20 protein-coding genes are annotated in these 22,742 nt (G+C 60.3%); 9 read left to right on the top strand and 11 right to left on the bottom strand.

The window, feature by feature from the left end; translation table 11 throughout:
• Nucleotide 1 precedes the first annotated feature (1 nt).
• Both aguB and LOY43_RS12950 read right to left on the bottom strand, forming a co-directional pair.
• Complete coding sequence (gene aguB, locus LOY43_RS12955; RefSeq protein ID WP_099759004.1) at nucleotides 2-910, bottom strand: N-carbamoylputrescine amidase; 909 nt, start codon at nucleotides 908-910, stop codon at nucleotides 2-4.
• 4 nt (nucleotides 911-914) lie between these two features.
• Nucleotides 915-1,967 (bottom strand): agmatine/peptidylarginine deiminase, encoded by a 1,053-nt coding sequence (locus LOY43_RS12950; protein ID WP_099759003.1) that lies wholly within the window; start codon nucleotides 1,965-1,967, stop codon nucleotides 915-917.
• A 111-nt stretch (nucleotides 1,968-2,078) separates the two neighbouring features.
• On the opposite strand from LOY43_RS12950, the gene LOY43_RS12945 reads away from it, so the two are divergent.
• Entirely contained in the window at nucleotides 2,079-2,966 is an 888-nt protein-coding gene (locus LOY43_RS12945) for a LysR substrate-binding domain-containing protein (RefSeq protein WP_258709787.1), read from the top strand.
• On the opposite strand, the gene LOY43_RS12940 is transcribed toward LOY43_RS12945, so the two are convergent.
• Both LOY43_RS12940 and LOY43_RS12935 read right to left on the bottom strand, forming a co-directional pair.
• Complete coding sequence (locus LOY43_RS12940) at nucleotides 2,937-4,097, bottom strand: radical SAM/SPASM domain-containing protein (RefSeq protein WP_093433127.1); 1,161 nt, start codon at nucleotides 4,095-4,097, stop codon at nucleotides 2,937-2,939. The genes LOY43_RS12945 and LOY43_RS12940 overlap by 30 nt on opposite strands.
• A 124-nt stretch (nucleotides 4,098-4,221) precedes the next feature.
• The gene (locus tag LOY43_RS12935; protein WP_258709786.1) at nucleotides 4,222-5,115 is read right to left on the bottom strand and encodes a LysR family transcriptional regulator; all 894 of its coding nucleotides are present in this window, start codon (nucleotides 5,113-5,115) and stop codon (nucleotides 4,222-4,224) included.
• A 115-nt stretch (nucleotides 5,116-5,230) separates the two neighbouring features.
• Here LOY43_RS12935 and LOY43_RS12930 point away from each other — a divergent pair, with 115 nt between their 5' ends.
• The 6 genes from LOY43_RS12930 (at nucleotide 5,231) to phnE (ending at nucleotide 9,801) form a co-directional block, all read left to right on the top strand.
• Entirely contained in the window at nucleotides 5,231-5,623 is a 393-nt protein-coding gene (locus tag LOY43_RS12930) for a RidA family protein (protein WP_258709785.1), read from the top strand.
• An 89-nt stretch (nucleotides 5,624-5,712) separates the two neighbouring features.
• Nucleotides 5,713-6,432, top strand: a complete 720-nt coding sequence (locus LOY43_RS12925) for an SDR family oxidoreductase (protein WP_095049981.1) — start codon at nucleotides 5,713-5,715, stop codon at nucleotides 6,430-6,432.
• A gap of 129 nt (nucleotides 6,433-6,561) precedes the next feature.
• Entirely contained in the window at nucleotides 6,562-7,425 is an 864-nt protein-coding gene (locus LOY43_RS12920; protein ID WP_220558788.1) for a putative selenate ABC transporter substrate-binding protein, read from the top strand.
• Nucleotides 7,422-8,219 carry a phosphonate ABC transporter ATP-binding protein gene (locus LOY43_RS12915; protein ID WP_258709784.1) on the top strand — a complete coding sequence of 266 codons (798 nt, stop codon included), beginning with the start codon at nucleotides 7,422-7,424 and terminating at the stop codon, nucleotides 8,217-8,219. Before LOY43_RS12920 ends, LOY43_RS12915 begins: the two co-directional genes overlap by 4 nt.
• A complete protein-coding gene (locus LOY43_RS12910; protein WP_095049978.1) occupies nucleotides 8,213-9,037 on the top strand; it encodes an ABC transporter permease in 825 nt (274 codons plus the stop codon). Before LOY43_RS12915 ends, LOY43_RS12910 begins: the two co-directional genes overlap by 7 nt.
• Nucleotides 9,034-9,801 carry a phosphonate ABC transporter, permease protein PhnE gene (gene phnE / locus LOY43_RS12905; RefSeq protein WP_258709783.1) on the top strand — a complete coding sequence of 256 codons (768 nt, stop codon included), beginning with the start codon at nucleotides 9,034-9,036 and terminating at the stop codon, nucleotides 9,799-9,801. The genes LOY43_RS12910 and phnE overlap by 4 nt, the downstream gene beginning before the upstream one ends.
• Nucleotides 9,802-9,814: 13 nt before the next feature.
• Here phnE and LOY43_RS12900 read toward each other — a convergent pair whose 3' ends face one another.
• The 4 genes from LOY43_RS12900 to LOY43_RS12885 are packed head-to-tail and all read right to left on the bottom strand — an operon-like array spanning nucleotide 9,815 to nucleotide 16,104.
• Nucleotides 9,815-12,730, bottom strand: a complete 2,916-nt coding sequence (locus LOY43_RS12900) for a bpX6 domain-containing protein (protein WP_258709782.1) — start codon at nucleotides 12,728-12,730, stop codon at nucleotides 9,815-9,817.
• Nucleotides 12,723-14,552, bottom strand: a complete 1,830-nt coding sequence (locus LOY43_RS12895; RefSeq protein WP_258709781.1) for a hypothetical protein — start codon at nucleotides 14,550-14,552, stop codon at nucleotides 12,723-12,725. Before LOY43_RS12895 ends, LOY43_RS12900 begins: the two co-directional genes overlap by 8 nt.
• Nucleotides 14,552-14,986, bottom strand: a complete 435-nt coding sequence (locus LOY43_RS12890; RefSeq protein ID WP_095049975.1) for a hypothetical protein — start codon at nucleotides 14,984-14,986, stop codon at nucleotides 14,552-14,554. The genes LOY43_RS12895 and LOY43_RS12890 overlap by 1 nt, the downstream gene beginning before the upstream one ends.
• On the bottom strand, nucleotides 14,983-16,104 hold the full coding sequence (locus tag LOY43_RS12885; protein WP_095049974.1) for an AAA family ATPase: 1,122 nt from the start codon (nucleotides 16,102-16,104) through the stop codon (nucleotides 14,983-14,985). Before LOY43_RS12885 ends, LOY43_RS12890 begins: the two co-directional genes overlap by 4 nt.
• 270 nt (nucleotides 16,105-16,374) lie before the next feature.
• On the opposite strand from LOY43_RS12885, the gene LOY43_RS12880 reads away from it, so the two are divergent.
• Together LOY43_RS12880 and LOY43_RS12875 are read left to right on the top strand one after the other, a co-directional pair.
• Nucleotides 16,375-18,054 carry an MFS transporter gene (locus LOY43_RS12880; RefSeq protein WP_258709780.1) on the top strand — a complete coding sequence of 560 codons (1,680 nt, stop codon included), beginning with the start codon at nucleotides 16,375-16,377 and terminating at the stop codon, nucleotides 18,052-18,054.
• A gap of 116 nt (nucleotides 18,055-18,170) precedes the next feature.
• On the top strand, nucleotides 18,171-18,386 hold the full coding sequence (locus LOY43_RS12875) for a hypothetical protein (RefSeq protein WP_258709779.1): 216 nt from the start codon (nucleotides 18,171-18,173) through the stop codon (nucleotides 18,384-18,386).
• 96 nt (nucleotides 18,387-18,482) lie between these two features.
• Here the strand turns inward: LOY43_RS12875 and LOY43_RS12870 are convergent.
• The 3 genes from LOY43_RS12870 to LOY43_RS12860 form a co-directional block, all read right to left on the bottom strand.
• Nucleotides 18,483-19,636 (bottom strand): IS3 family transposase gene (locus LOY43_RS12870; RefSeq protein ID WP_320413737.1). Its coding sequence is split into 2 segments (ribosomal slippage): nucleotides 18,483-19,363 and nucleotides 19,363-19,636, totalling 1,155 coding nucleotides; the frame shifts between segments, so codons are not numbered across the junction.
• A gap of 197 nt (nucleotides 19,637-19,833) precedes the next feature.
• Entirely contained in the window at nucleotides 19,834-20,604 is a 771-nt protein-coding gene (locus LOY43_RS12865) for a DUF72 domain-containing protein (RefSeq protein WP_258709927.1), read from the bottom strand.
• Nucleotides 20,605-20,744: 140 nt separating this feature from the next.
• Entirely contained in the window at nucleotides 20,745-22,541 is a 1,797-nt protein-coding gene (locus LOY43_RS12860; protein ID WP_258709778.1) for a thiamine pyrophosphate-requiring protein, read from the bottom strand.
• Nucleotides 22,542-22,742: the final 201 nt, after the last annotated feature.

Raw genomic sequence — 22,742 nt, 5'->3', positions numbered from 1 at the left:
ATCAAACCCCTTGAGTGTTCCAGCGTGCGTGAAGTTGGCGACCATCCTGACTGAGAAGCGGCCCGTACATGTCCGGACGACGATCGCGGTATATGCCCCAGCTCAATCGCTCTTCGCGCATGGCCGCCAGATCGACGCAGTGCAGCAACACGCCAGTGCTGTCGCGATCAGCGCTGGCGAGCAATTGGCCCTTGTGATCGCTGATGAACGACGAGCCATAGAAGCTCATTTGCAGGCTCGGATCGGTAGTCGCGACCTCTCGCCCGACCCGGTTCGCCGCCACCACCGGCAGCAGATTGGCAGCAGCATGGCCGCGCATGGTCATCTGCCAATGGTCACGAGAATCCAGCGCCGTGCAGCCGGGTTCAGAGCCGATAGCCGTCGGATACAGCAGCACTTCGGCGCCCATCAACGCCAGGCAGCGGGCGGTTTCGGGGAACCACTGGTCCCAGCAGATACCGACGCCGAGGCGGCCGAACGCGGTGTCCCAGACTTTGAAACCGGTGTCGCCGGGACTGAAGTATTCCTTCTCCTGATAGCCGATGGCGTTGGGAATGTGGGTCTTGCGATACACACCCAACAGGCGCCCGTCGGCATCGGCCACGCTCAGCGAGTTGAAGTAGGCGTTGCCGGCCTTTTCGAACCAGCTCAGCGGCAATACCACGCCCAACTCGCGGGCCAGTGCGGCGAAGCGCGCGAGCACATGGCTGTCGCGATATTCCTCGGCCAAAGCCATGTGTTTATGGCTTTGTTCGATGCAGAAGTACGGCGTGGCGAACAGCTCCTGCAACAGGATCACTTGCGCGCCCTGCTGCGCTGCGTCACGGACGAGCTGCTCGGCGCGATCAAGGTTGCCGGGTAAGTCCCAGGTGCACGGCATCTGGGTGCTGGCGATGGTCAGAATGCTCATGCGTTCAACCTCTCAGCGGCCAGGCTGGCTGTTGTTGCGTGATGCAGTGCACCCCGCCGCCGCCATGGGCCAGATGATTGATGCGCACCGGCACCACTTCGCGGCCGGGGAAGGCTTGCTCCAGGACTTTGGCGGCGACGTTGTCAGCCTCGATGCCATACGCTGGCATGATGATCGCGCCGTTGGCGATGTAGAAGTTGGTGTACGAGGCGCAGAACACTTCGGCTTCAGTGTCGACAGCGTCGGTGGCTTCGAACAGTTCGATCAGCTCGAATTTGCGGCCCTGCGCATCGGTGGCCAGTTCCAGCGCACGGCGGTTTTCCCGCGCCACTTCGGCGTACACCGAGGATGTGTCGTGAGTGGCATCCACCAACAAGACGCCAGGCCGGGCAAAGGCGCAGACGCCATCGACGTGGCCGTCAGTCATGTCGCCGGTGACGTAATCCGGATCGCCCGGCAGCCAAATGGTTTTCTTGACGCCGAGCAAACGGCTGAAGATCTCTTCCATCTCCGCTTTGCCAATGCCGGGGTTGCGATTGGGGTTGAGCAGCACCGATTCAGTGGTGATCAGCGTGCCTTCGCCGTCGACATGAATCGCCCCGCCTTCATTACTCAGCGGCGTGCCGAAGCATTCCAGGCCAAGGTGATTGAGCGCACGGCGAGCCAGGCTTTCATCCAGTTCATGCGCCGACTTGCCACCCCAGGCGTTGAAGCGCCAGCTGACACCGGCCAGGCCTTGCTGCGGATGGCAAACAAAGGTCGGGCCTGAGTCGCGGCACCAGCTGTCATTCACGGCCAGCGCAATCAGCTCGATGTTCGGCCCGCACAACACCTTGGCGCTGGCGACGGCGGACGGATCGACCACCAGTTTCACCGGTTCGAATCGGGCGATGGCGTTGGCCACGCGAGCGAAATCTTCCTGCACTTGTGCAAGGGTCACACCCCAGCCCGACTCCCACAGCGCTTTGTTGTGCGGCCAGACCATCCACGTTGCGGCGTGGGTAGCCCACTCTGCCGGCATCATCCAGACGCTGTTTTTATTATCGTTGTGCTGCATGATAAGCCTCGTTAGTTAAGCCAATGTGTTCACGCCGCCAATGCTACGGACGCGCAAACAGGCAAACAAACGATGGATTTAGCGCACAACTGATTAGAGGAACTTATCGATATGCTCAAGCACTGGCCGCCACTCAGCTCCCTGCGCGGTTTTGAAGCCGCCGCCCGGCTGGGCAGTTTTCACAAGGCTGCCGACGAGTTGAACCTCACTCAATCGGCGATCAGTCAGCAGATTCGCAGCCTTGAGGCTTACCTTGAGCAGCCGTTGTTTTTTCGCAGCGGTCGCAGCGTCGCGTTAACCGATGCCGGGCACGATTTGCTCAGCACCACGCAAGCGATGTTGCAGCAATTGGTAGTGGGGATTCGGCGCCTGGGGCAGTATCAGAAACCCAATCAACTGGTGCTCAACACGACGCCGGCGTTTGCCCGGCATTGGTTGATGCCAAGATTGGCGGACTTTCGCGATCAGCATCCCGACGTGGATCTGTGGATCTACAGTACCGACGAGGTGCCGGATATGGCCACGCAGACCATCGACATCGCGATTCGCGACGATATCAGCGCGCAGGCTGAGTGCAGTTTCAAAGTGCTGCAAAGCGATCGACTTTATCCGGCGTGCCATCCGCGCCTGCTGAACACGCCGGCAGCGCAACGCAGCACCTTGCATGGCGAGCGGGAAATGGACTGGAGCCATTGGGCGGTCGAGGCCGGTATCGATGTCGGCCAGCAGGCTCAGGGGTTGAATTTTTCCGACCCGGGGCTGCTACTGGACGCGGCTTGCGCGGGGCTTGGGATTGCGCTGGTGAGTCAGTTGCTAAGCCGTCAGGCGCGAGCTGACGGCTTGTTGCAACCGCTGGTCGAGGCGACTATTCGCGGGCCAAACTGGGCACTGCTGACCCACCGCGACAGTGAAAATGACCCCATGGCCAGGTCTTTTATCGATTGGTTATCCGCCAACCTGAGCCTTGGCTCAAACAGCCGAGAAAACCCCGGCGCCTAAACGCCCCTCGAGACGCCCACACAGCACGTAGTGCTGATAACCGCTGGAGAACGATCCCTGGGAAATCGCGATCCTGACATCGTCATTCAATCGAAGGTACTGGGCTTCATCAAAGTTTTCTGCGCTGACTTCGCCCGCACGCCCGAGACGCTCGCTGTCCACCGTGAGACCCTGGCTGGCGAAGTGCTCGAAATCGATGATGCGATTCACCGCGTGCCGCTCCAGCACACCCTGATTGGGATGCATCGAGTAGATATGCAGGCCTTTATTGGCGCAGCGGTCGCACATGTCGACACAGTTTTTCTGCGTCGATTTACGCCGCGTCAGCTCTTCAAGCGGCATGTCGAGGTACTTGCCAACCTGATACTCGGTCTGATTGAAGATCGTGCAGCAAAGCACCGTGTTGCCATTGCAGTCGATGACCAGCCAGTCATCCTTGAGCGTGCACGCCATCTTGGGAAATTGCTGGATGACGTTGACGAGATCGTCGTACGGCGGCAATGCGAGGCGTTTCAGGGTGTCAATGTCCGTAGCCGTGACAGACGGGTCACGCTCGACAATGGCCAGTGTCTTCTCCAGCGGCATCATCACCGAATACCCGGTGGTGAAGATGAAGCCAAGACGCTCACTGAACGCGCGCATCAGTGATTCTTCTTCGATGTTATCCAGGTAACGGTGATAGTAAACATCCACACGGGTCCTCAGACCCAAGCGCTGTTTGATCTCCTGCAGGGCGATCATGTTTTGTTTTACAACTTCGATATCGCCGCCGACATGGCCCTTTTCGTAGGTCTCCTGGTAAAAACCCGAGAGCGAAATACGGAAGTAACTCGGCTCGGCCATCAGGGCCTTTTCCATATTCTTGGCGAGATTAAGGTTGGTGCTGATACCGCTGCCCATGCCGGCAGCATTAATGATCTCGATAAATTCGCCAATTTTTGGATGAATCAGCGGCTCGGTCCAGTTATAGAGGTAGATCGTGTCGACGCCCTCTGTCTTGGCCTTATCGACAATCTGCTTGAACATGTCGAGCTGCATGGCTTTTTTGAAATTGAGATTTTCCGAGTTGCCCATTGGGCAAGACGGGCAGCTCAGATTGCACGCACCGACGATATCGATGTACATATTCATGCGGGTGAAGCTCCTTGACTTGAAAGCCACGCATCTCATCACTGCAGTCTTTCAAGTCGCCTGATTGTGTTGGTTTTTTGACGGCACTGGCACACCGGCTAGCAATAACTGCACCACAATGCTTCTACGCCATTAACTCAACGACCCAATCGATAAACACGCGCAATTTCAGGCTGACATGCCGGTTCGGAGGATAAGCAATGTAGAGCGGCATCGGCGCGAGTTTCCAGTCTTCGAACAGCGGCACCAGCTCGCCACGCGCTTGATGGGCGGCAGACATGTACTTGGGCAGCCACAGCACGCCCATGCCCGCCAGGCCTGCCGCGAGGTAGGCGTTGCCGTCATCGACTGCCAATACGTGCCGTCCCTTGATTTGCAGGTTTTCGCTGGCGTTGTGCAAGGCATATGGCACCGGTTTGCCGGTGCGTGCCCAGAGAAAACCGACCACGCGATGGTGGCTGTCTTCCAGGTCTCTCGGGTGCGCGGGAATGCCCGCGCGCGCCAGGTATTGCGGTGCGGCAAACACCCCCAACTGCAGATCGGCGACCTTGCGTGCCATCAGCGACAGGTCCATGAGTTCGCCGCCGCGCACCACGCAATCGACGTTCTCATCAATGATGTCGACGATACGGTCACTGACGCCCATGTCGATCTGGATATCCGGATAGCGCGCGTGAAACTCAGGCAGGGCCGGCACCAGAATCAACCGTGCGAGCGGACTCGGGACGTCCACTCGCAGCCGGCCCGAAGGTGATGCCGCCGCGCCGGGCAGGCTGGTTTCGGCATCATCGAGGTCGGCGAGCAAGCGGATCACCCGTTCGTAATAAACCGCGCCATCGGCGGTGACGTTGACCTTGCGCGTGGTGCGATTGAGCAACTTGACCCGCAGGCGCGCCTCCAGTTGCTGAACCAGTTGGGTCACGGTGGTCTTGCTCATGTGCAAGGTTTCCGCCGCTTTGGTGAAACTCCCCGCCTCGACCACTCGGGCGAAGGCCTGCATTGCGTCAAAACGGTCCAAGGTGTGCCCTCGATTGTTTGGATTTCACAAACAGTGAACGCCAAGCTTGCGCGTTTATCGCTGGCCTGCAAATACCTACAGTGGCTCCATCAACTCAAATGAAGGAGACACTCCCATGACTCAGCGCGATGTTGTTTTTCCATCCGCACGCCGCACGCTTTACGAACGCCACCGTTACTCGCCCGCCATTCGCTCCAACGGTTTTCTGTTTGTTTCGGGACAGGTCGGCAGCACCGAGGACGGCACGCCAGCGCCGGACCTGAAAAATCAGGTGCGTCAGGCGTTCACTAACCTCAATGCAATCCTTGCAGAGGCCGGTGCCAGCTTCGATGACGTGGTCGATGTCACCGTATTCATCGTTGACCCCCAGTCGAAATTCGAGACGATCTGGGATGTGGTGCTGACCGAGTTCTGGGGCGAAGCGCCGCATCCGACGGTGACGGCGGTTGGCGTGACATGGCTGTATGGGTTTGATTTTGAGATCAAGGTGATTGCCAGGTTGCCGTAAATATCCGGACACACCCATTCGTTTGCCATTTCAGAGGTCGTCTGTTTGCATGCTGCCCCACATCAGCATTCAGATCAGGGAGAGGATCGATGAACATTTTGGTGGTGGGTGCCAGTAAAGGCTTGGGCCGAGCTTTTATCGAAGGCTTGGGTAACGCGGGAGACACGCTGATTGGTGTGTCCCGCACGCGTCCCGAAGGTTTGGTGTGCGAGGCAGAGCATCCAGTACGCTGGGTGGAAGCCGATCTGATGAACCCGGCCAAAGCCGCGCACGCCATCGAGCATGCGGTCGTCGACGATGGGCTGGATACGCTGATCTACAACCTCGGTATCTGGGAAGAGTCGGCTTTCGATCCAGCCTATGACTTTCTCGACAGTCCGGACGACGAATTGCAAGCCATCGTCAGTTGCAACATCAGCGCAACAATCCTGCTGATCAAACGCATGCTTCCGCTTCTGCTGAAAAGCCCCCACCCCAGAATCATCCTCACCGGATCGACTTCAGGCCTGCCGCAAAGCGGGCGTCCGGAAGTCGCCTTCGGCGCCTCCAAATTCGCCCTGCGCGGGATTGCCGATACGCTGCGCGAAGGCTACCGACAGCAGCGTCTGGCGGTGACTTGCCTGAATCTGGGGTATCTCAACACCGAGGATCGGCTGAGCACGCCGCGAGATCTGGCTGCGCAGCGTGGCGAGGGTCAGCTGATTCCAGTTCACGATGTCGTTCAGGTGGTGCGCATGATTCTGAGTCTGTCTTCGGCCAGCTACGTCAAGGAGCTCACCCTGCCGGCAATACTCGACGAACGCTTTTGACCATTCCTGCCCTGATGGCGCTGGCCTTTACGCGTGCGAATACGTATAACCTCGCCGATTCGTCTACCCTCACGTAGCGCCCTGGTTCAGCTCTTCACACTTTTTGACGCTCACGAAACGGAGAATTCCATGCTCAAACGAACACTGGCACTGACCGCCGGCCTGGCCCTGTCCTTTTCTGCATTCATGGCCCAAGCGGCCGACGTTTTGCGCGTCAGCGCGATTCCCGATGAAGCCCCGACCGAGTTGCTGCGCAAGTTCGAACCGCTGGGTGCTTATCTGGAACAACAACTGGGCATGAAAGTGCAGTTCGTCCCGGTGGCGGACTACCCGGCAGTGGTTGAAGCACTCGCGACCGATCGCCTCGACATGGCCTGGCTCGGCGGTTTCACTTTTGTGCAGGCACGTTTGAAAACTGACGCAACGACGCCAGTAATCCCGTTGGTACAACGCGAACAGGATGCACAGTTCACCAGCAAATTCATCACCGCTGACCCGAATGTGCATAGCCTCGCCGACTTGAAGGGCAAGACCTTCGCCTTCGGTTCGGTGTCGTCGACCTCCGGCAGCCTGATGCCGCGTTACTTCATGCTGAAAAACGACAACATCAAGCCTGAGGGCTATTTCAGCCGTGTCGCCTACTCCGGCGCCCACGACGCCACCGTGGCCTGGGTGCAGGCTGGCAAGGTTGACGCCGGTGTGCTGAACGCCAGTGTCTGGCAGAAACTGGTCGACGCCGGCAAGGTCGACACCAACAAAGTGAAAGTCTTCGCCACCACCCCGACCTACTTCGATTACAACTGGACCGTGCGCGGCACCCTCGACCCGGCGCTCGCGGCGAAGATCAAAAAAGCCTTCCTTGATCTGGACCCGGCCAACCCTGAGCAGAAGAAGATTCTTGATCTGCAAGCGGCCAGCCGCTTCATCGACACCAAGCCCGAGAACTACAAGGGCATCGAGGAAGCCGCCCGCGCCGCCGAACTGCTGAAATGACCCTACGCCTCAAACAAGGCAGCCTGCGCCACGCCAATGGAGTCGACGCCCTGCGCGGTGTCGACTTGCAGATTGGCGTTGGTGAACAGGTCGCCATCATTGGCCCGTCCGGGGCCGGTAAGTCGAGTTTGCTCAACCTGCTGGCCACCGCCCTGCGGCCCAGCAGCGGCGAGATTGAAGTGCTCGGCGAACGCGCCTGGCACTTGTCTGCCCGCCAGCGTCAGCGTCTGCGCGCGCGGATCGGCCTGGTGCATCAGGCGCCGCCACTGCCACCGCGTCAGCGTGTGGTGACGGCGGTGCTGGCCGGCAAGCTCGGCCAATGGAGTCTGGGTAAAAGTCTTTTGAACCTGTTGCATCCGCTGGATGTGGCCGGTGCGCGCGCGGCGTTGGCGCGACTGGACCTGGGCGACAAACTGTTCGCCCATTGCCAGCAATTGTCTGGCGGCCAGTTGCAACGCGTCGGTATCGCCCGCGTGTTGTATCAGGCGCCGGAAATCCTCTTGGCCGACGAACCGGTGTCAGCCATGGACCCGGTCATGGCTGGGCACACGCTGTCGATCCTCTCGCGGCATGCTCGCGAACATAACGTAACGCTGGTGGCGAGCCTGCATGCGGTGGATCTGGCGCTGTCGTACTTCCCGCGAATCATCGGTCTGCGCGACGGGCAGATTCTGTTCGACAGCCCTTCTGATCGCGTCACCCCGGAAATGCTCGACGCGCTTTACGCCAATGAAAAACTGCAATCACCGACCATTGCGGTGGCGCCTCTGACTGTGCAGATTCCACGATGCTGAAAGCCGATTCACGCGATCCCGCCGCATGGCCGCGTCTGCTGCTGACGTTGCTGGCGATTGCTTTGCTGTGGCCGGGCATTCAGCTCAGCGAGCTGAATCTGGGCGTATTGCTCCCCGACAGCCAGAATGAAATGGGCCGTTTTGTCGCGCAATTCTGGCCACCGGCGCACGACGAAGCGTTTCTGCAGTTACTGTTCAAAGCCACCCTGCAAACTCTGGCCATCGCCACCGCCGGCATGGCTTTGGCGCTGGTGTTGGCGATACCGGCGGGCCTGGTCGCCAGTCGTGCGCTGTCGCTGTCTGCCGCGTCACGCGGTGGCGTGCCGAGCCGACTGGGGCGTCTGTTGCGCTGGCCGGTGCGCGGACTGTTGATTTTCCTGCGCAGCGTGCCGGAAATCGTCTGGGCGCTGCTGTTTGTGCGCGCCGTAGGGTTGGGGCCGGCGGCCGGTGTGCTGGCCATCGCCATCACCTACAGCGGCATGCTCGGCAAAGTCTATGCGGAGATTTTTGAATCGACCGATCAGCGTCCGGCGCACGCACTGTTGCAGGCTGGCAGCGGCCGTCTGGCGGCGTTTGCTTACGGCACGTTGCCCAACGTCGGGTCAGAACTGCTCTCGTACACAGTCTATCGCTGGGAATGCGCGATCCGCGCGTCAGTGGTGATGGGGTTTGTCGGCGCCGGCGGCCTGGGTCAGCAGATCGACCTGTCGATCCGCATGTTCGCCGGCGGTGAGGTCGCCAGTATCCTGCTGTGCTTCCTGGTGTTGGTATTGGCCGCCGACCAACTCAGCCGCTTGCTGCGCTGGAGGCTGACATGAATCGTCTGATCAACTTGCTGCTGATCGCCGGCATCGCGCTGGCTGTCATCGCGTCCTTCACTTATCTGGGACTGGATCTGGGCGAGGTGGGCAGCGCCACCAGCCTCAAGCAGATGAGCGCGTATGTGCAGCGTTTTCTCAGCCCGGACTTGAGCGCGGATTACCTGAAAGCCATCTTGCATGGTTCGATGGAAACTCTGGCGATGTCGGCCCTCGGCACCCTGCTCGCCGCTGTGTTCGGCATCGTTCTCGCCCTGCCCGCCGCCGGACGGTTCGGCTGGCCGCTGCAAAGCGCCTCGCGCCTGCTGCTCAATGCCTTGCGGGCGATTCCGGAACTGGTCTGGGCCGCGCTGATGGTGCTCGCCGCCGGCCTCGGCCCGAACGCCGGTACCCTCGCCCTCGCCCTGCACACCACTGGGGTGCTCGGTCGTTTGTTCGCCGAAGCGCTGGAAAATACCCCGCCACAACCGGCCGAAGCCATTCGTTTACAGGGCGGCAATCCGCTCCTCGCCTTTTGCTACGGCACGCTGCCGAACCTTGCGCCGCAACTGCTCGCCTACGTTCTGTACCGCTGGGAAAACAACATCCGCATGGCCAGCGTGCTCGGCTTTGTCGGCGCTGGCGGATTGGGGCAGATGCTCTATGTGAGCCTCAGCCTGTTTCAGGAAGCGCAAGCCAGCACGGTGATTCTGGCGATGCTGGTGCTGGTGTTTGTGGTCGACTGGTTGAGTGCGTGGAGCCGGCAACGCTGGGTCAAAGCGTAGGCCGGCTCACCACTCAGTTCAGCGAAAGGTTGTGTTGCGTGACATTGTCCATATTGAAATGGCTCAAGCGTCCCTGATCATCAAACAGCAGGAAATCGCTACCGACACAACGTACCCGCACACCCTGTCGAGGCCATTGCAGTGTCGCAACGAGGCGGTTGCTGGTCCTGGCGATGAAGTGCCAGCGCATGTCGTGGTCGTTGATCAGGTAACCGATCAGCCGGCAGTGCTCATGCAAATGCACTTCCACCAACTCATCATGGTCTTGCTCGAAGTCACAATCCGGCAGGCTGTAGTTGTTGCAATCAGTCCCACCACCGAACACCAGAACCGAAACCTCGTCGCTTTCACGCTCCACACGCATGAACTCCAATCGCCCGTCAGCGCTGAGCAAGTACTGCTGGTCGATACCCAACGCAGGCACCGGCATTCGCTTCATCAGTCGTCGCTCAGGTAACCGGTAGTGCCACAACTCCAGGCCCGCTTGCGCATCACTCAACCATACAGATTCGTTGCACGCGTCATCCTTCATGCCAATGACCTCTCCGGGCAAATCGCTCACGTGCCACAGGGTTTCGAATCCACGATCGACATCCACCACCCGCAGTTGTCGCCCACGGCCGATGGTCCAGTTCGAACCGTTGAATGTGCGGCTGAACGCACTGAACATCTGCACGCCGAGATCCGTTGCGACGCGCGTGACCAGATCCACTTTGCTGATACGCCATACTTCATTGCGCCGAGCGACAAGCAATGCGACCTGCCGCCCATGGGCCAGAACGATGTATTGCGCAGGCATTGCGAATTGGTAGAGCGTGTTGCCATGCGCATCGACCACCACTGCGCCGGCCTCGCCCAATGCCAGCAAGTAGCGCTGATCGGTTAGCGGCACGGCGTCCCGGATCATTCGGCTGCCCATGTCCGGCGCAGTCCATTGCAGGGGTTCGCTGCCGGTGACCTGCGTGTAGGGTGCAGGTCGTGCGGGCAGTTGCTGCGGCAGGTCGGCCTGCAATAGTTTGTCCTTGCTCATGCTGACCAGTGCCTGCAACTGCAGCAGAGACAAACGCCCCTGCCCGCCCACCTGATCGGCAATAATCGCGTGGACGGTGGCGCTCGCCAACCAGGCCAACTCGGTGGCGTGCGCCTTGTGCTGCAACAGGCTTTCGGCCAGTGCCGCCCGCTCGGCGTAGCGGGCAGGATCATCACGCAATTGCTCGACCTGATCGGCGTACGCGAACAAGGTGTCGGGGAGCAGAATTGCCCGTTTCACCAGCGCTCCAAGTGCCAGGCTGCCACCGGCCATTTCGGCATTCAACAACCATTGCGTGGCGCGCTCGCGCTCTGCCAGCAGCGGCCAGACAACCTCGACGGCTTGCAACCAAAGGCCTTTGCGTGCCAAGGATTCGGCCCACTCCAGACGCAGGCGCTCGGCGTATAACGGCCATTTGTCCTGGAGCAACGCCACAGCATCAGCGAAGGCTTCATCGCGCCGCGCCACCAGCAAGGCGCGTTGCCAGTTACCGGCCAGGCACAGCAGACGCACGATGGTCGCAGCGGGCATGTCCCAGGCCAGCGCGAGGTCGGCGGCCTGTTGTTGGCGGCCGTGTTTTTCCAGATAGTCGAGCGCCTCCTGCTGCACCTTGAGCAGTTCGGCGAGGACGAACACCGCCTCCTCTATCCGGCCTTCACGGTCGAGCCGCTGGAAGGTCTGGCGGTAGATCTGGCGCAGATGCCCCTCGACGTCTTGCTCGAAGACCATCGAGCGGGCGAGCCCCTGGTGCTGGCTGATCGACAGATCCTGACGCCGCTGTGGGGTGCCGAATGACTGCTCACCTCTGTGCTCGCCACCGCCCAGCGGAATCGCATGGCGCAGCGCCTCTTCATAATCGCCGTTCTCGAACATCTCGAACATGCGCTGCATATAGGCTGCCTGACGCCTGCCGTACAGCGCAGACAGCCGCGAGTGCCGGGTCAGGCGCGTCACCCAGCGACGCCACAGCGCTGGTTTATGTTGGTGTGGCCGCGCCCGCGGCGCAATGTCTGTGGCCGAGTGGGTCGGCGCACCCGGCAATGGCAACGGCACCGACGCCACGCGCCGCAACAGATGACGCAACCCGAACAGCAACAGGGTCAACGCGACCCCGGCAATCAGCGTGCCCACCACGACAGCACCGATCTGCACCGACAGCGACGTCGCCGGCGCGGGCGTCACGGCGTTCACCTCGGTGTGCCGGCCCTGAGCGCCCATCCAGAACACCGCCACCAGCAACACCAGCGTCACACTGAGTTTCAGCCACGGCAGAGGCGCGTCATCAGGCACTGTCCAGCCGGCGCTCGCCGGTGATACGGCGGCATCGGGCGATACCTGCGGCGCCTTCTGCTGACGCGCGATCAGCGCTTGCAGAGTCTTTTGCTGCTCGGGGCTGACCGGTTTCAGGTTTTTGCCAAGAATCTCGCGCACATCGCTGGTGACTTCCAACGGCTCGAGCACTGGCGGCGGCAATACGTTGCGACAGTCATAGGTGTCGAGCAACGTCACGCCACTGATATCAATCCACTCACCCGGCGCCAACACGTCGGCATCGCGCAGATGCAGAGCACTGACATGGCTGCCGCGCACCAGCCAGAGATCGGCGGCCGGCAGATCGCGCATTTCCTGCGGGTCGAGTACGGCTGAACACAGCGTCTTGCCCTGACGAATCAACGGCCAGCCGAGCAAGGTCTCGCACTGCACGGTCAGTGGCTGAGCAAAGCGCAGCAGATCACCATCGGCGAAACGGTAAGCGCTGGCAGCGGTCTGCCAATGCTCGATGATCAACCGCTCGCGTTCGTGCTGGGCGAAACGTTCAGCGGCAAACCACAGGCCCTCAATGCGCTGGTGACCGCTCAAGACCGGGCGGCGGATCAACGCCGCGGCGTTTTCAAGCATGGCTGTCGTCCTTGTTTTTCGGCTGTTCATTACAAAACACCTGCAAACGCAGGAGGCGCTGCGGCACCGCGTACACCAGCAGTTCGCGGGCGCTGGTCAGCACAGCCACCAGACCACTCAACGGACAGAAGCTGACCTTGGCAATCACCTCGCTGGTGGTGAACAACGTCTCCATGTCATCGCCGTGCCAGAGGGCGATGGCCTGCTGACCGGGGCTGATCATCAACAGCAAGTAACACTCGTTGTCGTCTTGCAGCAGACCGATACCTTTCCAGCCGCGGGCCAGATCGATGCATTGCGCCGCTGATGGTAAGTCATTGGCCGAGTACACACGCCAGCTCTCACAGTCGTTTTTCATCGTGAGCAATGCACAGCCGCCGAACGCGCTGCGCCCGCGCTGAATGCCGGCAAACAGCACCTGGCTGACGCCTTCGGCAAGGCCCAATCCATACGGTTGCTTCGCCCCGGTGTCCAGACGCACAGGATGGGCGAACAACCGACCGCCTGAACGACATACATAGACCATCGCATCACCGGCCATCTTGGCCATGGCGATCACATCGGTCGCCAGGCGATGGGTCTGGCGGGTTTCCGGGGCGGCGATATTTTTGTCCCTTTTCACGGTCCAGTAGGCCAGATGCCCTTGAGTATCGAGCAGATACAATCGCCTTTCAGAGCGACTATGCAAACCGACCGCCGGGAGGAAGTTGCCCGTGCCCGGCGGCAGCTTCAACTCCTCCGGGCCCGGTTTATCCACCGGATTCAGACCGGGAATACTCCAGAATGTCAGTTGCAAAGGGTCGCTCATGACCGCCCCGATGGCGCCCCCAAAAAACAGCGCCGTCAGCGGCGTACGTCCTGCGCTCCAGAGGTTACGACGAACTTCCAATGGTTTTTTCTGGTATTGCGCCGGTAGCTTGATCACCACCATGCCGGGCTCATCGAGCATTTTCAGCGCGACATGGCTGCCGGAGCTGGAAATCACCGGCTGTAGCGTCAGCGACACCCGCGGCACACAACCTTTGGCCGTCGGCGCAGCCTTTACGATTTCGCCCTCAAACTGCCCTTTGAGCAGTTGCAGGGCCGCACGCTCAGCGGGCATCGGTAATAGCACGCGACGGGTGTCCGTTGCCTGCAAGTGCACAGACAGGCTGCAACCATCAAGACTTCGCGCGATTTGCACGCGATGGCTGCAAGTCTGCCGGTCTGTTGCCGGCAGACGTTGCCCCACCAGCCAGCATTCGCCGACCGGCATTGACGCGCTATGCAGCCAACTGCGCCACGCCTGCCAATGCGCATCGCTCACCGTGGAGAAGGTCCGTGCACCGAGCAATCGTTTGAGCTGCGCCGCCGAATCGACCTCATGCAAGGCTGGCTCCTGCTGCAAAATGCCCCAACGCAGTTCGGCACCCGCCTCTTTCGCGCGACGTCCCAGCAGGATCACCAGCGCCATGTGCACCAAGCGTGCGGCGCCCAGTTGCAACGGCCCGGCATCGAACAGCACGACAATCCGGCGACTGGCTTGCTGCGCGCGATATTGCGGCGCGAGGAACAGATGTTCGCCCACGGCCGCGCGGCGCAGAAACTCGTCGGGCACTTCGTCGGCCAGCAGCCATTCGCTGGTCAGCAGCCGGTCATACGGCCCGCGCCTCTGTAAATCGCCCAAGCCATCGGGCTCGGGCACGCCGCCCTGTTGCACACCGCGCAGCGGGCCCAGTACCGGGTTGAGCCGTCCAAGCAGATCGGCGAAAAGCGGCAGTTGTTGTGGGGCGAACCACTCCAGCCATTCGCGCCACGGTTGCAGAGATTCAGGTAACTGCATCAGCGCCCCGCCCAAAAATCGTCAATTCGCTGCAAATGTTCTGCGCTCACCGGCAATTGCCGATCGAGCGGTACCACCGCCGATGGATCACGCCACAGCAGCAGCGGCGCCCGCGAGAAGCGGTGCGACAACGCGTGCGCCAGCAGGTCGGTCGGTACATCCGGCTCCCAACTGGTGGGTAACCACAGCCCGGGCGCACGCTCGTCCATCGCCGCATAGGCAACGCCATCGACCCACGGCAGATCCGCCGCCGCGCCGCTCACCAGCAGCACGTCGCGATTGGCGGTGGCATGCAGGCGCGTGGCCTGTTCATCCGGTATCGCCAGCAATCGCGCATGCAGACGCCGGGCGGCTTCGCCCCACGCCACGGCAGCCTGCGGCGCCACTGCCACCGGCCGCGAGCGCCAGCGCCAACTCAGCGCTTTGCCATTCATGCGGCAGTCGTCAGCAAACGGGCGAGTTGGCCGCGAACGTCGTGCAACGTCGCCGGGATGGTCAGGTCGTTGAAGTTGGCGTCGATCTCACGCAGCAGCCCCTCCAGCAAGGCACCGGCCGGCGGTTCAGTGCGCGCCAGATAATCCTCGGCGGTTTCCAGCAGGCGGCTGACCCGCGACATCGGCTGCAGGGTCGCCTCCTCCACCGCGCTGAACAGATGGCGGTTGCTCGACTGGGTGAACATCTCGCGGAGCACCTCGCGGCCGTGCTGCTGGGTTTCCTTGGTTGGCAACACATACAGCAGCGGCCACAGATCGGCGGCACTGGCCTCCACTCGACCACCGAGCAACGCGGCGGCAGCGATCAGGCGCTGGGACTTGACGATGCGTCGATCCGACAACTGAATGCCGGCCTCACGCAAGCGGCGAATGGCTTGGGCCAGCGCCGGGCGCACGGAGCTCAGGTCAACGCTCTTCAGAGCCTGACCCAGAGTGTCGAGCTGGCTCAGACCGAGCAACTGTTGAACCGGGCGTTGCTCGGACTGCCAGCCGCCGGCGAGCATCGCTTCCAGCTGATTGTCCGGCACAGACTCGACAAACAGGTGCAGCAGGAAGCGGTCACCAAACGCCGCCAACGCTTCATCGTCGGGCAAGCCGTTGGAGGCGCCGACGCAGACCCGCAGCGGGCACTGAATCTGCGTATGCCCACGCCGGAAGCGCCGCTCGTTAAGCACGCCAAGGAGCGTGTTGAGAATGGCCGTCGAACCGAGAAACACCTCATCGAGGAAAACGATATCGGCTTCAGGCAGCATGCCGCTGACGTCAGTTTCCACCGTGCCTTCGCGAAGCTTTTTCAGGTCGACCGCGCCGAACAGTTCCGAAGGTTCGGTAAACCGCCCCAGCAGATACTCGAAATAGCGCCCGCCCATCGATTGCGCAACCCGGCGCACGACTGCACTTTTCGCGGTGCCTGGTGGGCCGATGACCAGAATATGCTCCTGTGCCACGGCGGCCAGAACAATCAGTTCGGCCAACTGCTCACGCCCCACAAGACCTTCGGTGGCGACGCGTACGGCCTGACGGATTTGCGCGGCAGCGCTCTGCAATGAAGCACTCATGGGCATCTTCCCTGAAAAATGAATTCTGATTGGGCTGGTCGGCAGGTATCGGCCGCCGGCGAGTGATCTTTAATCGCCACTACGGTCAAGTTCGCGAGTGGATATCTGACAAAAGCTGATTATGCTTCAGGAAACCTTGCAGCGATGCGAGGCGGTCAGACTGTGCAAGTTTCACGCGGGAGCAATGGCGGCATATGCCACAAGGCCAGAGTGCGACAAGCAGTAACGAGGGACTCCGGCCTACAACAATAAGCACGACGGAGAACACCCATGGCCACAATCGACACAGCATCCACCGGCAGTCCACCGCGCAGCGGCGGCATCACCAAGGAGGAGCGCAAGGTTATCTTCGCTTCATCCTTGGGCACGGTTTTCGAGTGGTACGACTTTTACCTTTATGGCTCTCTGGCAGCGATCATCGCCAAGCACTTCTTCGCTGGCGTTAACGAAACCACCGCGTTTATCTTCGCCCTGCTTGCCTTCGCCGCCGGGTTCGCGGTGCGGCCGTTCGGAGCCATTGTGTTCGGCCGTCTCGGCGACATGATCGGGCGCAAACACACCTTCCTTATCACCATCGTCATCATGGGCGTCTCCACCGCAATTGTCGGCATATTGCCCGGTTACGCGACCATTGGTGTTGCCGCGCCGGTCATCCTCATCACTTTGCGCTTGCTCCAAGGCCTGGCGTTGGGCGGCGAGTATGGCGGCGCCGCGACCTACGTGGCCGAACACGCGCCGCGCAACAAGCGCGGCTTCTTCACCTCGTGGATTCAAACCACCGCGACCCTCGGCCTGTTTCTGTCGCTGCTGGTGATCCTCGCCTGCCGCACGACGCTGGGCACTGAAGCCTTCGAAGCGTGGGGCTGGCGGATTCCGTTTCTGTTGTCGATCCTGCTGCTGATCGTCTCGGTGTACATCCGCCTGCAGCTGAGCGAGTCACCGGTGTTCCAGAAAATGAAAGCTGAAGGCAAGGCGTCGAAAGCGCCGCTGACCGAATCCTTCGCGCGCTGGGACAACCTCAAAGTGGTGATCATGTCATTGCTCGGCGGCACGGCCGGGCAAGCGGTGGTCTGGTACACCGGGCAGTTCTACGCGTTGTTCTTCCTGCTGCAGACGCTGAAGATCGACCCGCAAACCGCCAACCTGTTGATCGCCGGTTCGCTGCTGATCGGCACGCCGTTCTTCGTGATTTTCGGCAGCCTTTCCGACCGGATCGGGCGCAAGCCGATCATCATGGTCGGGTGCATGCTGGCGGCGCTGACGTACTTCCCGATCTTCCACGCGCTGACCCAGTACGGTAACCCTGATGTGTTTATCGCCCAGGAGAAGAACCCGGTCAAAGTGATCGCCAACCCGGATCAGTGCTCGTTCCAGTTCGACCCGGTGGGCAAGGCCAAATTCACCAGTTCCTGCGACCTGGCGAAGACCCTGCTGGCAAAACGGGCGATCCCGTATGAGAACGTGATTGCCGAGCCGGGCACCGTCGCACAAGTGCGCATCGGCGATAAAGTCGTCGAGAGTTTCGAAGGCAGCGCCCTGCAGGCCGCCGACTTCAAGACCCGCAACGATGCGTTCACCGCGACCCTCGGCACCGCGCTCAAGGAAGCCGGTTATCCGGAGAAAGCCGACCCGGCGAAAACCAACTACCCAATGGTATTGCTCCTGCTGACCGTGCTGGTGATCTACGTGACCATGGTTTATGGCCCGATTGCCGCGTGGCTGGTCGAGCTGTTCCCGACCCGCATCCGCTATACCTCGATGTCGCTGCCGTATCACATCGGTAACGGCTGGTTTGGTGGCTTCCTGCCGACGGTGGCGTTTGCCATGGTCGCCGCGACCGGGGATATCTACTACGGCTTGTGGTATCCGATCGTGATTGCGGTGATGACAGCGATACTGGGCACGTTCTTCCTGCCGGAAACCAAGGATCGCGACATTCTCAAGGATTGAACACCGTGCGCGCCCTCTTCATCACGGGAGGGCGCCATTCGGCATAACCTGGCAAAAATATCGAACGCCTGCCGCACTGCCTGCCTCCAATGTTTACACCACTGGAGGTCAGCAAAATGAACAGCAACGATAAAACCCCGAACGCCCCGCCCACCGATACGTCCGGCAAACCGGTGAACGTTGTCGAGCGCGATCTTGAAGACCGGGACGATGACAGCGCAGCCGTGGATGAAGTCATCACGCCCTCGTCCACAAGAGTGAAGGAGCAGGACGCCGAGACGCTGCAGCGCAAGATCGATGAGATAGAGCGCAAAGTGGCTGATGGTAATTAGTGGTATTGAAGGAGATCGCGGCAGTCTGTTCGATCTACCCCCTCACCTGATCTGGTCAAACGATACTGGACACGGTTATAGGGTTTAGGTCATTTCTCATGCTGCCAAGGCTTCCATTGCTACCGGAGTCCGATATCCGTTGTAACTGTGCAGCCTGATCCGATTGTAATAGTGGGTCAGGTAGCGCAACACATCGGTGCTGGCTTCGTCTTCGTTTCGGTAACCAGCCTTGGGTATCCATTCAGATTTCAAACTGCCAAAGAAACGTTCCATCGGAGCGTTATCCCAGCAGTTTCCCCGTCGACTCATGCTTTGTTTTATGCGCATGTCCGCCAGCGTTTCACGAAACACTTTACTGCTGTAATGACAGCCCTGATCCGAATGGAACATTAGGTTTTCAGGGCGTCCTCGCGACTCGAAAGCCATCTTTAACGCTCGACAGGTCAGAGCTGAATCCGGACTTCTGGACATCGCCCAGCCGACGATGCGGCGGGCATGCAGATCAAGTACAGCAGCCAGATAAACCCAGTAAGTACCGGCCCAAATGTAAGTCACGTCGCCACACCACACTCGATTGGGGGCCTCGACATTGAATTTACGCTCCAAATGATTGGGGGCGTATTGCGCCTCCGCACCGCTGGGTTTGTACCGATGCCTGCGCCGTTGCTGGCTCTTCAAACCGAGCTCGCGCATCAGGCTACGAGCCATGTAACGACCTACCGACTCTTTTTCGTTACACAGCGCTTTTGACAGGCTGCGCGCGCCCATTGAGCCGCGACTTTGCTCATGTAATTCGGCAGCCTTGATCTTTAGGCGATCGCGCCCGACATGCACTTTCGCCCGCTGTTTCAGACGCTCGTAATAACTGCTGCGGTTGATGCCAAACACGCCACACAACTCGGATCTTGGATATTGCTCGCTTAACTCCTCGACCAGCCTTACCGATCGAGGGAATCCGACATCAAGAGAGCTGTAGCCTTTTTTAAAATTTCCTTCTCGCGCTCAATCCGTCGAATTGTTGCTTCCAGTTCTTGGATGCGTTGTTGGTCAACGGTCATGGCCTTGGACTTCTCAGGCGTCTTGCCGCTGCGCTCCGCACGCAGTTGTTCAACCCAGCGGCGCAGAGCTGTAGGGCCCACGCCCATTGCTTCACAGGCTTCACTCACCGAATAGTCTTTATCCAAAACCAGGCAAGCCGCATCCCGTTTGAAATCTGTTGAAAAATATCGTCTGGTCAAATCACACCTCATCGTTGGGCGTAGATTAACGCCCTTTAGGGGTGTCCAGAATCATTAAGCCAGATCAACCCCAGCCCTCTCCCCCAGGGGGGCGAGGGGGAAAGGGAGTCGATTTGTGTGCTTTTCAAATCTTGCGTTCAACTCGGTATTTCAAGTCGGCGTTACTTGCACAAACACCTCGGTCAGTCCCCTCTCCCTCTGGGAGAGGGCTAGGGTGAGGGTTTCTTCGCCGGGTTGAGTTTCACGGCCGCACATATCTGCTCCCAATCGGCCGTCAGTGTGGCCAGCGCCAGGGCATTGCCCAGTGCTGCGCCGCTGGCGGTGTTGTCGAAAATGCACCAGGTCGTGGCACCTGCAGCGGTCGCTGACAGCAAGGCGTGTGCGAGGTGTTGCAGATAAGGTGAATCGTAGGCGCTGTGGTAAATGCGCGGTGAGCCGTGCAGGCGCCAATACTGTGTTCCCGCCCAGCCGCCTGGCGAAATATCACGGCTGATGCGCAAAGGATCGACTGCTGCTTGGGCGATCCGGTGAGTCATTAATATAGGCTCGGCGCTGACCCACGATTCATGCCTTGGCTCAAGCACCACCGCGCCGGAGAAGCGCTCGCGCAATGTCGTGAAAAAGGTTTCGGCGCTGGCGGCGTCAAACGCCAGCGAAGGTGGTAACTGCACCAGCAAGCAGCCCAAGCGTTCGCCCAGACCGCCGCATTCAGCCAGAAACCTGTCCAGCGCCGCCTCGCAACCTGCCAGGCGTAATTCATGGGTGATGTGTTTGGGCATTTTCACCGAAAAACGGAAGGCCTCCGGTACGCCATCGGCCCAACGCTCATAGGTTTGCCGGCGATGCGGGCGGTAGAACGAGCTGTTGATTTCCACGCCGTTGAGTCGCGCGGCGTAGCGCTGCAAATGCGTGCCCTCTACCGGAAATACCGGCCAGTGCTCGCGTCCCAGACTCCAGCCTGCACAGCCGATGAAAATCAAAAGCACACCTGCGGGTTTCTCCTGCCTGATCGTTCCTACGCTCTGCGTGGGAATGCCTCAAGGGACGCTCCGTGTCCAGTGACGCGGAGCGTCACGGGCTGCATTACCACGCAGAGCGTGGGAACGATCAAACCTGTGCGTTAACCTGTTATTTTTTTGCCGGGCAGCACCGCGCCGAGCACCTGTTTGGCGGTTTGCACGATCACCCCGGCTTCATCCGGATCGCCCTTGAGCAACGTCGTGGCGAATTTCTTCGCCTGCTCAAGCTTGATGTGCGGCGGCAAGGGCGGCACGTTCGGGTCGGTCTTGAACTCGATCACCACCGGCACTTCCGAGGCCAATGCCTTTTCCCACGCAGCGGCGACGTCTTCTTCGCGATCGACAAAGATGCCTTTCAGGCCAATGGAAATGGCGAACAAGTGGTAAGGCACGTCCGGGATACTTTGCGACGCTTCGAACTTCGGATCGCCCTCCATCACTCGCTGCTCCCACGTGACCTGATTAAGATCCTCGTTGTTGAACACCGCGCAGATCCATTTCGGACTCGCCCATTGCCGCCAATATTTGGCGACGGTGATCAGTTCGGCCATGTTGTTCATCTGCATTGCTCCATCGCCCACCAGCGCAATCACTGAACGCTCGGGATAAGCAAACTTGGCGGCAATCGCGTAAGGCACTGCGGCGCCCATGGACGCCAGGCCACCGGACAACGAGCACTGCATGCCACGGCGGATTTTCAGGTCACGGGCGAACCAGTTGGCGCAGGAGCCAGAGTCGCTGGTGATGATGGCCTCATCGGGCAAGCGTGGCGACAGCTCATAGACCACCCGTTGCGGGTTGACCGGGTCGGCTTTGGCCATGGCGCGTCTTTCCAGGGATTTCTCCCAACTGCTGCGCCAGCCTTCGATTTTCTTGCGCCACTTGTTGGAGGTTTTCTGTTCGAGCAGTGGCAATAACGCGGCGAGGGTTTCCGCCGAGTCGCCGACCAGATTGACCTCCATCGGATAACGCAGGCTGAGCATGTCGGGCTGCAAATCGATCTGCACGCCGCGCGCCTGGCCTTCTTTGGGCAGAAACTCCGAATACGGAAAACCCGAACCGATCATCAGCAAAGTGTCGCATTCGCTCATCAGTTTGTAGCTCGGTTCGGTGCCGAGCAGGCCGATGCTACCGGTGACCCAAGGCAGATCATCGGGCAGCGCGGCTTTGCCCAATAATGCCTTGGCGACGCCGGCACCGAGTTTCTCCGCCACGGCGATGACTTGATCCGTCGCCTGCAATGCCCCGGCGCCAACCAGAATGGCGACCTTCTCGCCCGCATTCAAAACATCGGCGGCGCGCTGCAGATCCTCTTCATAAGGCAGCACTTTGGGTTTCGTGTAACCCACCCCGGAATGCGCGGTGCCATGCGCGCGAGCCGGTGCTTCATACTTCAGTTCCTGCAAATCGTTGGGCAGAATCAGCGCGGTCACCCGGCGTTCTCCCACGGCCGTGCGCACGGCCCGATCGAGCAAATGCCGCACCTGCGAAGGCGCCGAGGCCTGCTGCACAAATGCCCCGGCGACATCCTTGAACATCGACACCAGATCAAGCTCTTGCTGATAGTGACTGCCCAGTGCCGTGCGTGCCTGCTGGCCGACGATGGCGAGCACCGGCATGTGGTCCATGCGCGCGTCATAGAGGCCGGTGATCAGGTGCGAGGCGCCGGGGCCGGAAGTGGCGATGCACACACCCAGCTCGCCGGTGAACTTCGCGTGTGCCGAGGCCATGAACGCGGCCATTTCTTCATGCCGCGCCTGAACGAATTCGATTTTGCCCTTGGCCCGACTCAGCGTGCCGAACACGCCGTTGATCCCGTCGCCCGGATAACCAAAAATTCGCGTAACGCCCCATTCACTGAGCCGCTCAACCAGAAAATCTCCCACTGTCATCGTCATCTCGATCCTCGTCTTTCTCCGCTGCATGGAGCTGCCCCGGCAGAACATCCGCCGAGAGGTCTAAGGGTCTGGACAGTTGGGTTGTTGGCGAAGTTTCGATTGGTTTCCTCAGGCCAATCCTTGTTTGTTTTTCTGAGTCCCCCACAAGACCTGTCGATCGGTGGTGAGGCCATTCGCGAGCAGGCTCGCTCCCGCAGGGAA

Origin of the sequence: Pseudomonas sp. B21-041 (genome assembly GCF_024748675.1) — a bacterium.
Taxonomy (GTDB): domain Bacteria; phylum Pseudomonadota; class Gammaproteobacteria; order Pseudomonadales; family Pseudomonadaceae; genus Aquipseudomonas; species Aquipseudomonas neuropathica.
Note: the sequence above shows the minus strand (reverse complement) of the source record. Positions and strands in the feature narration are given on the sequence as shown.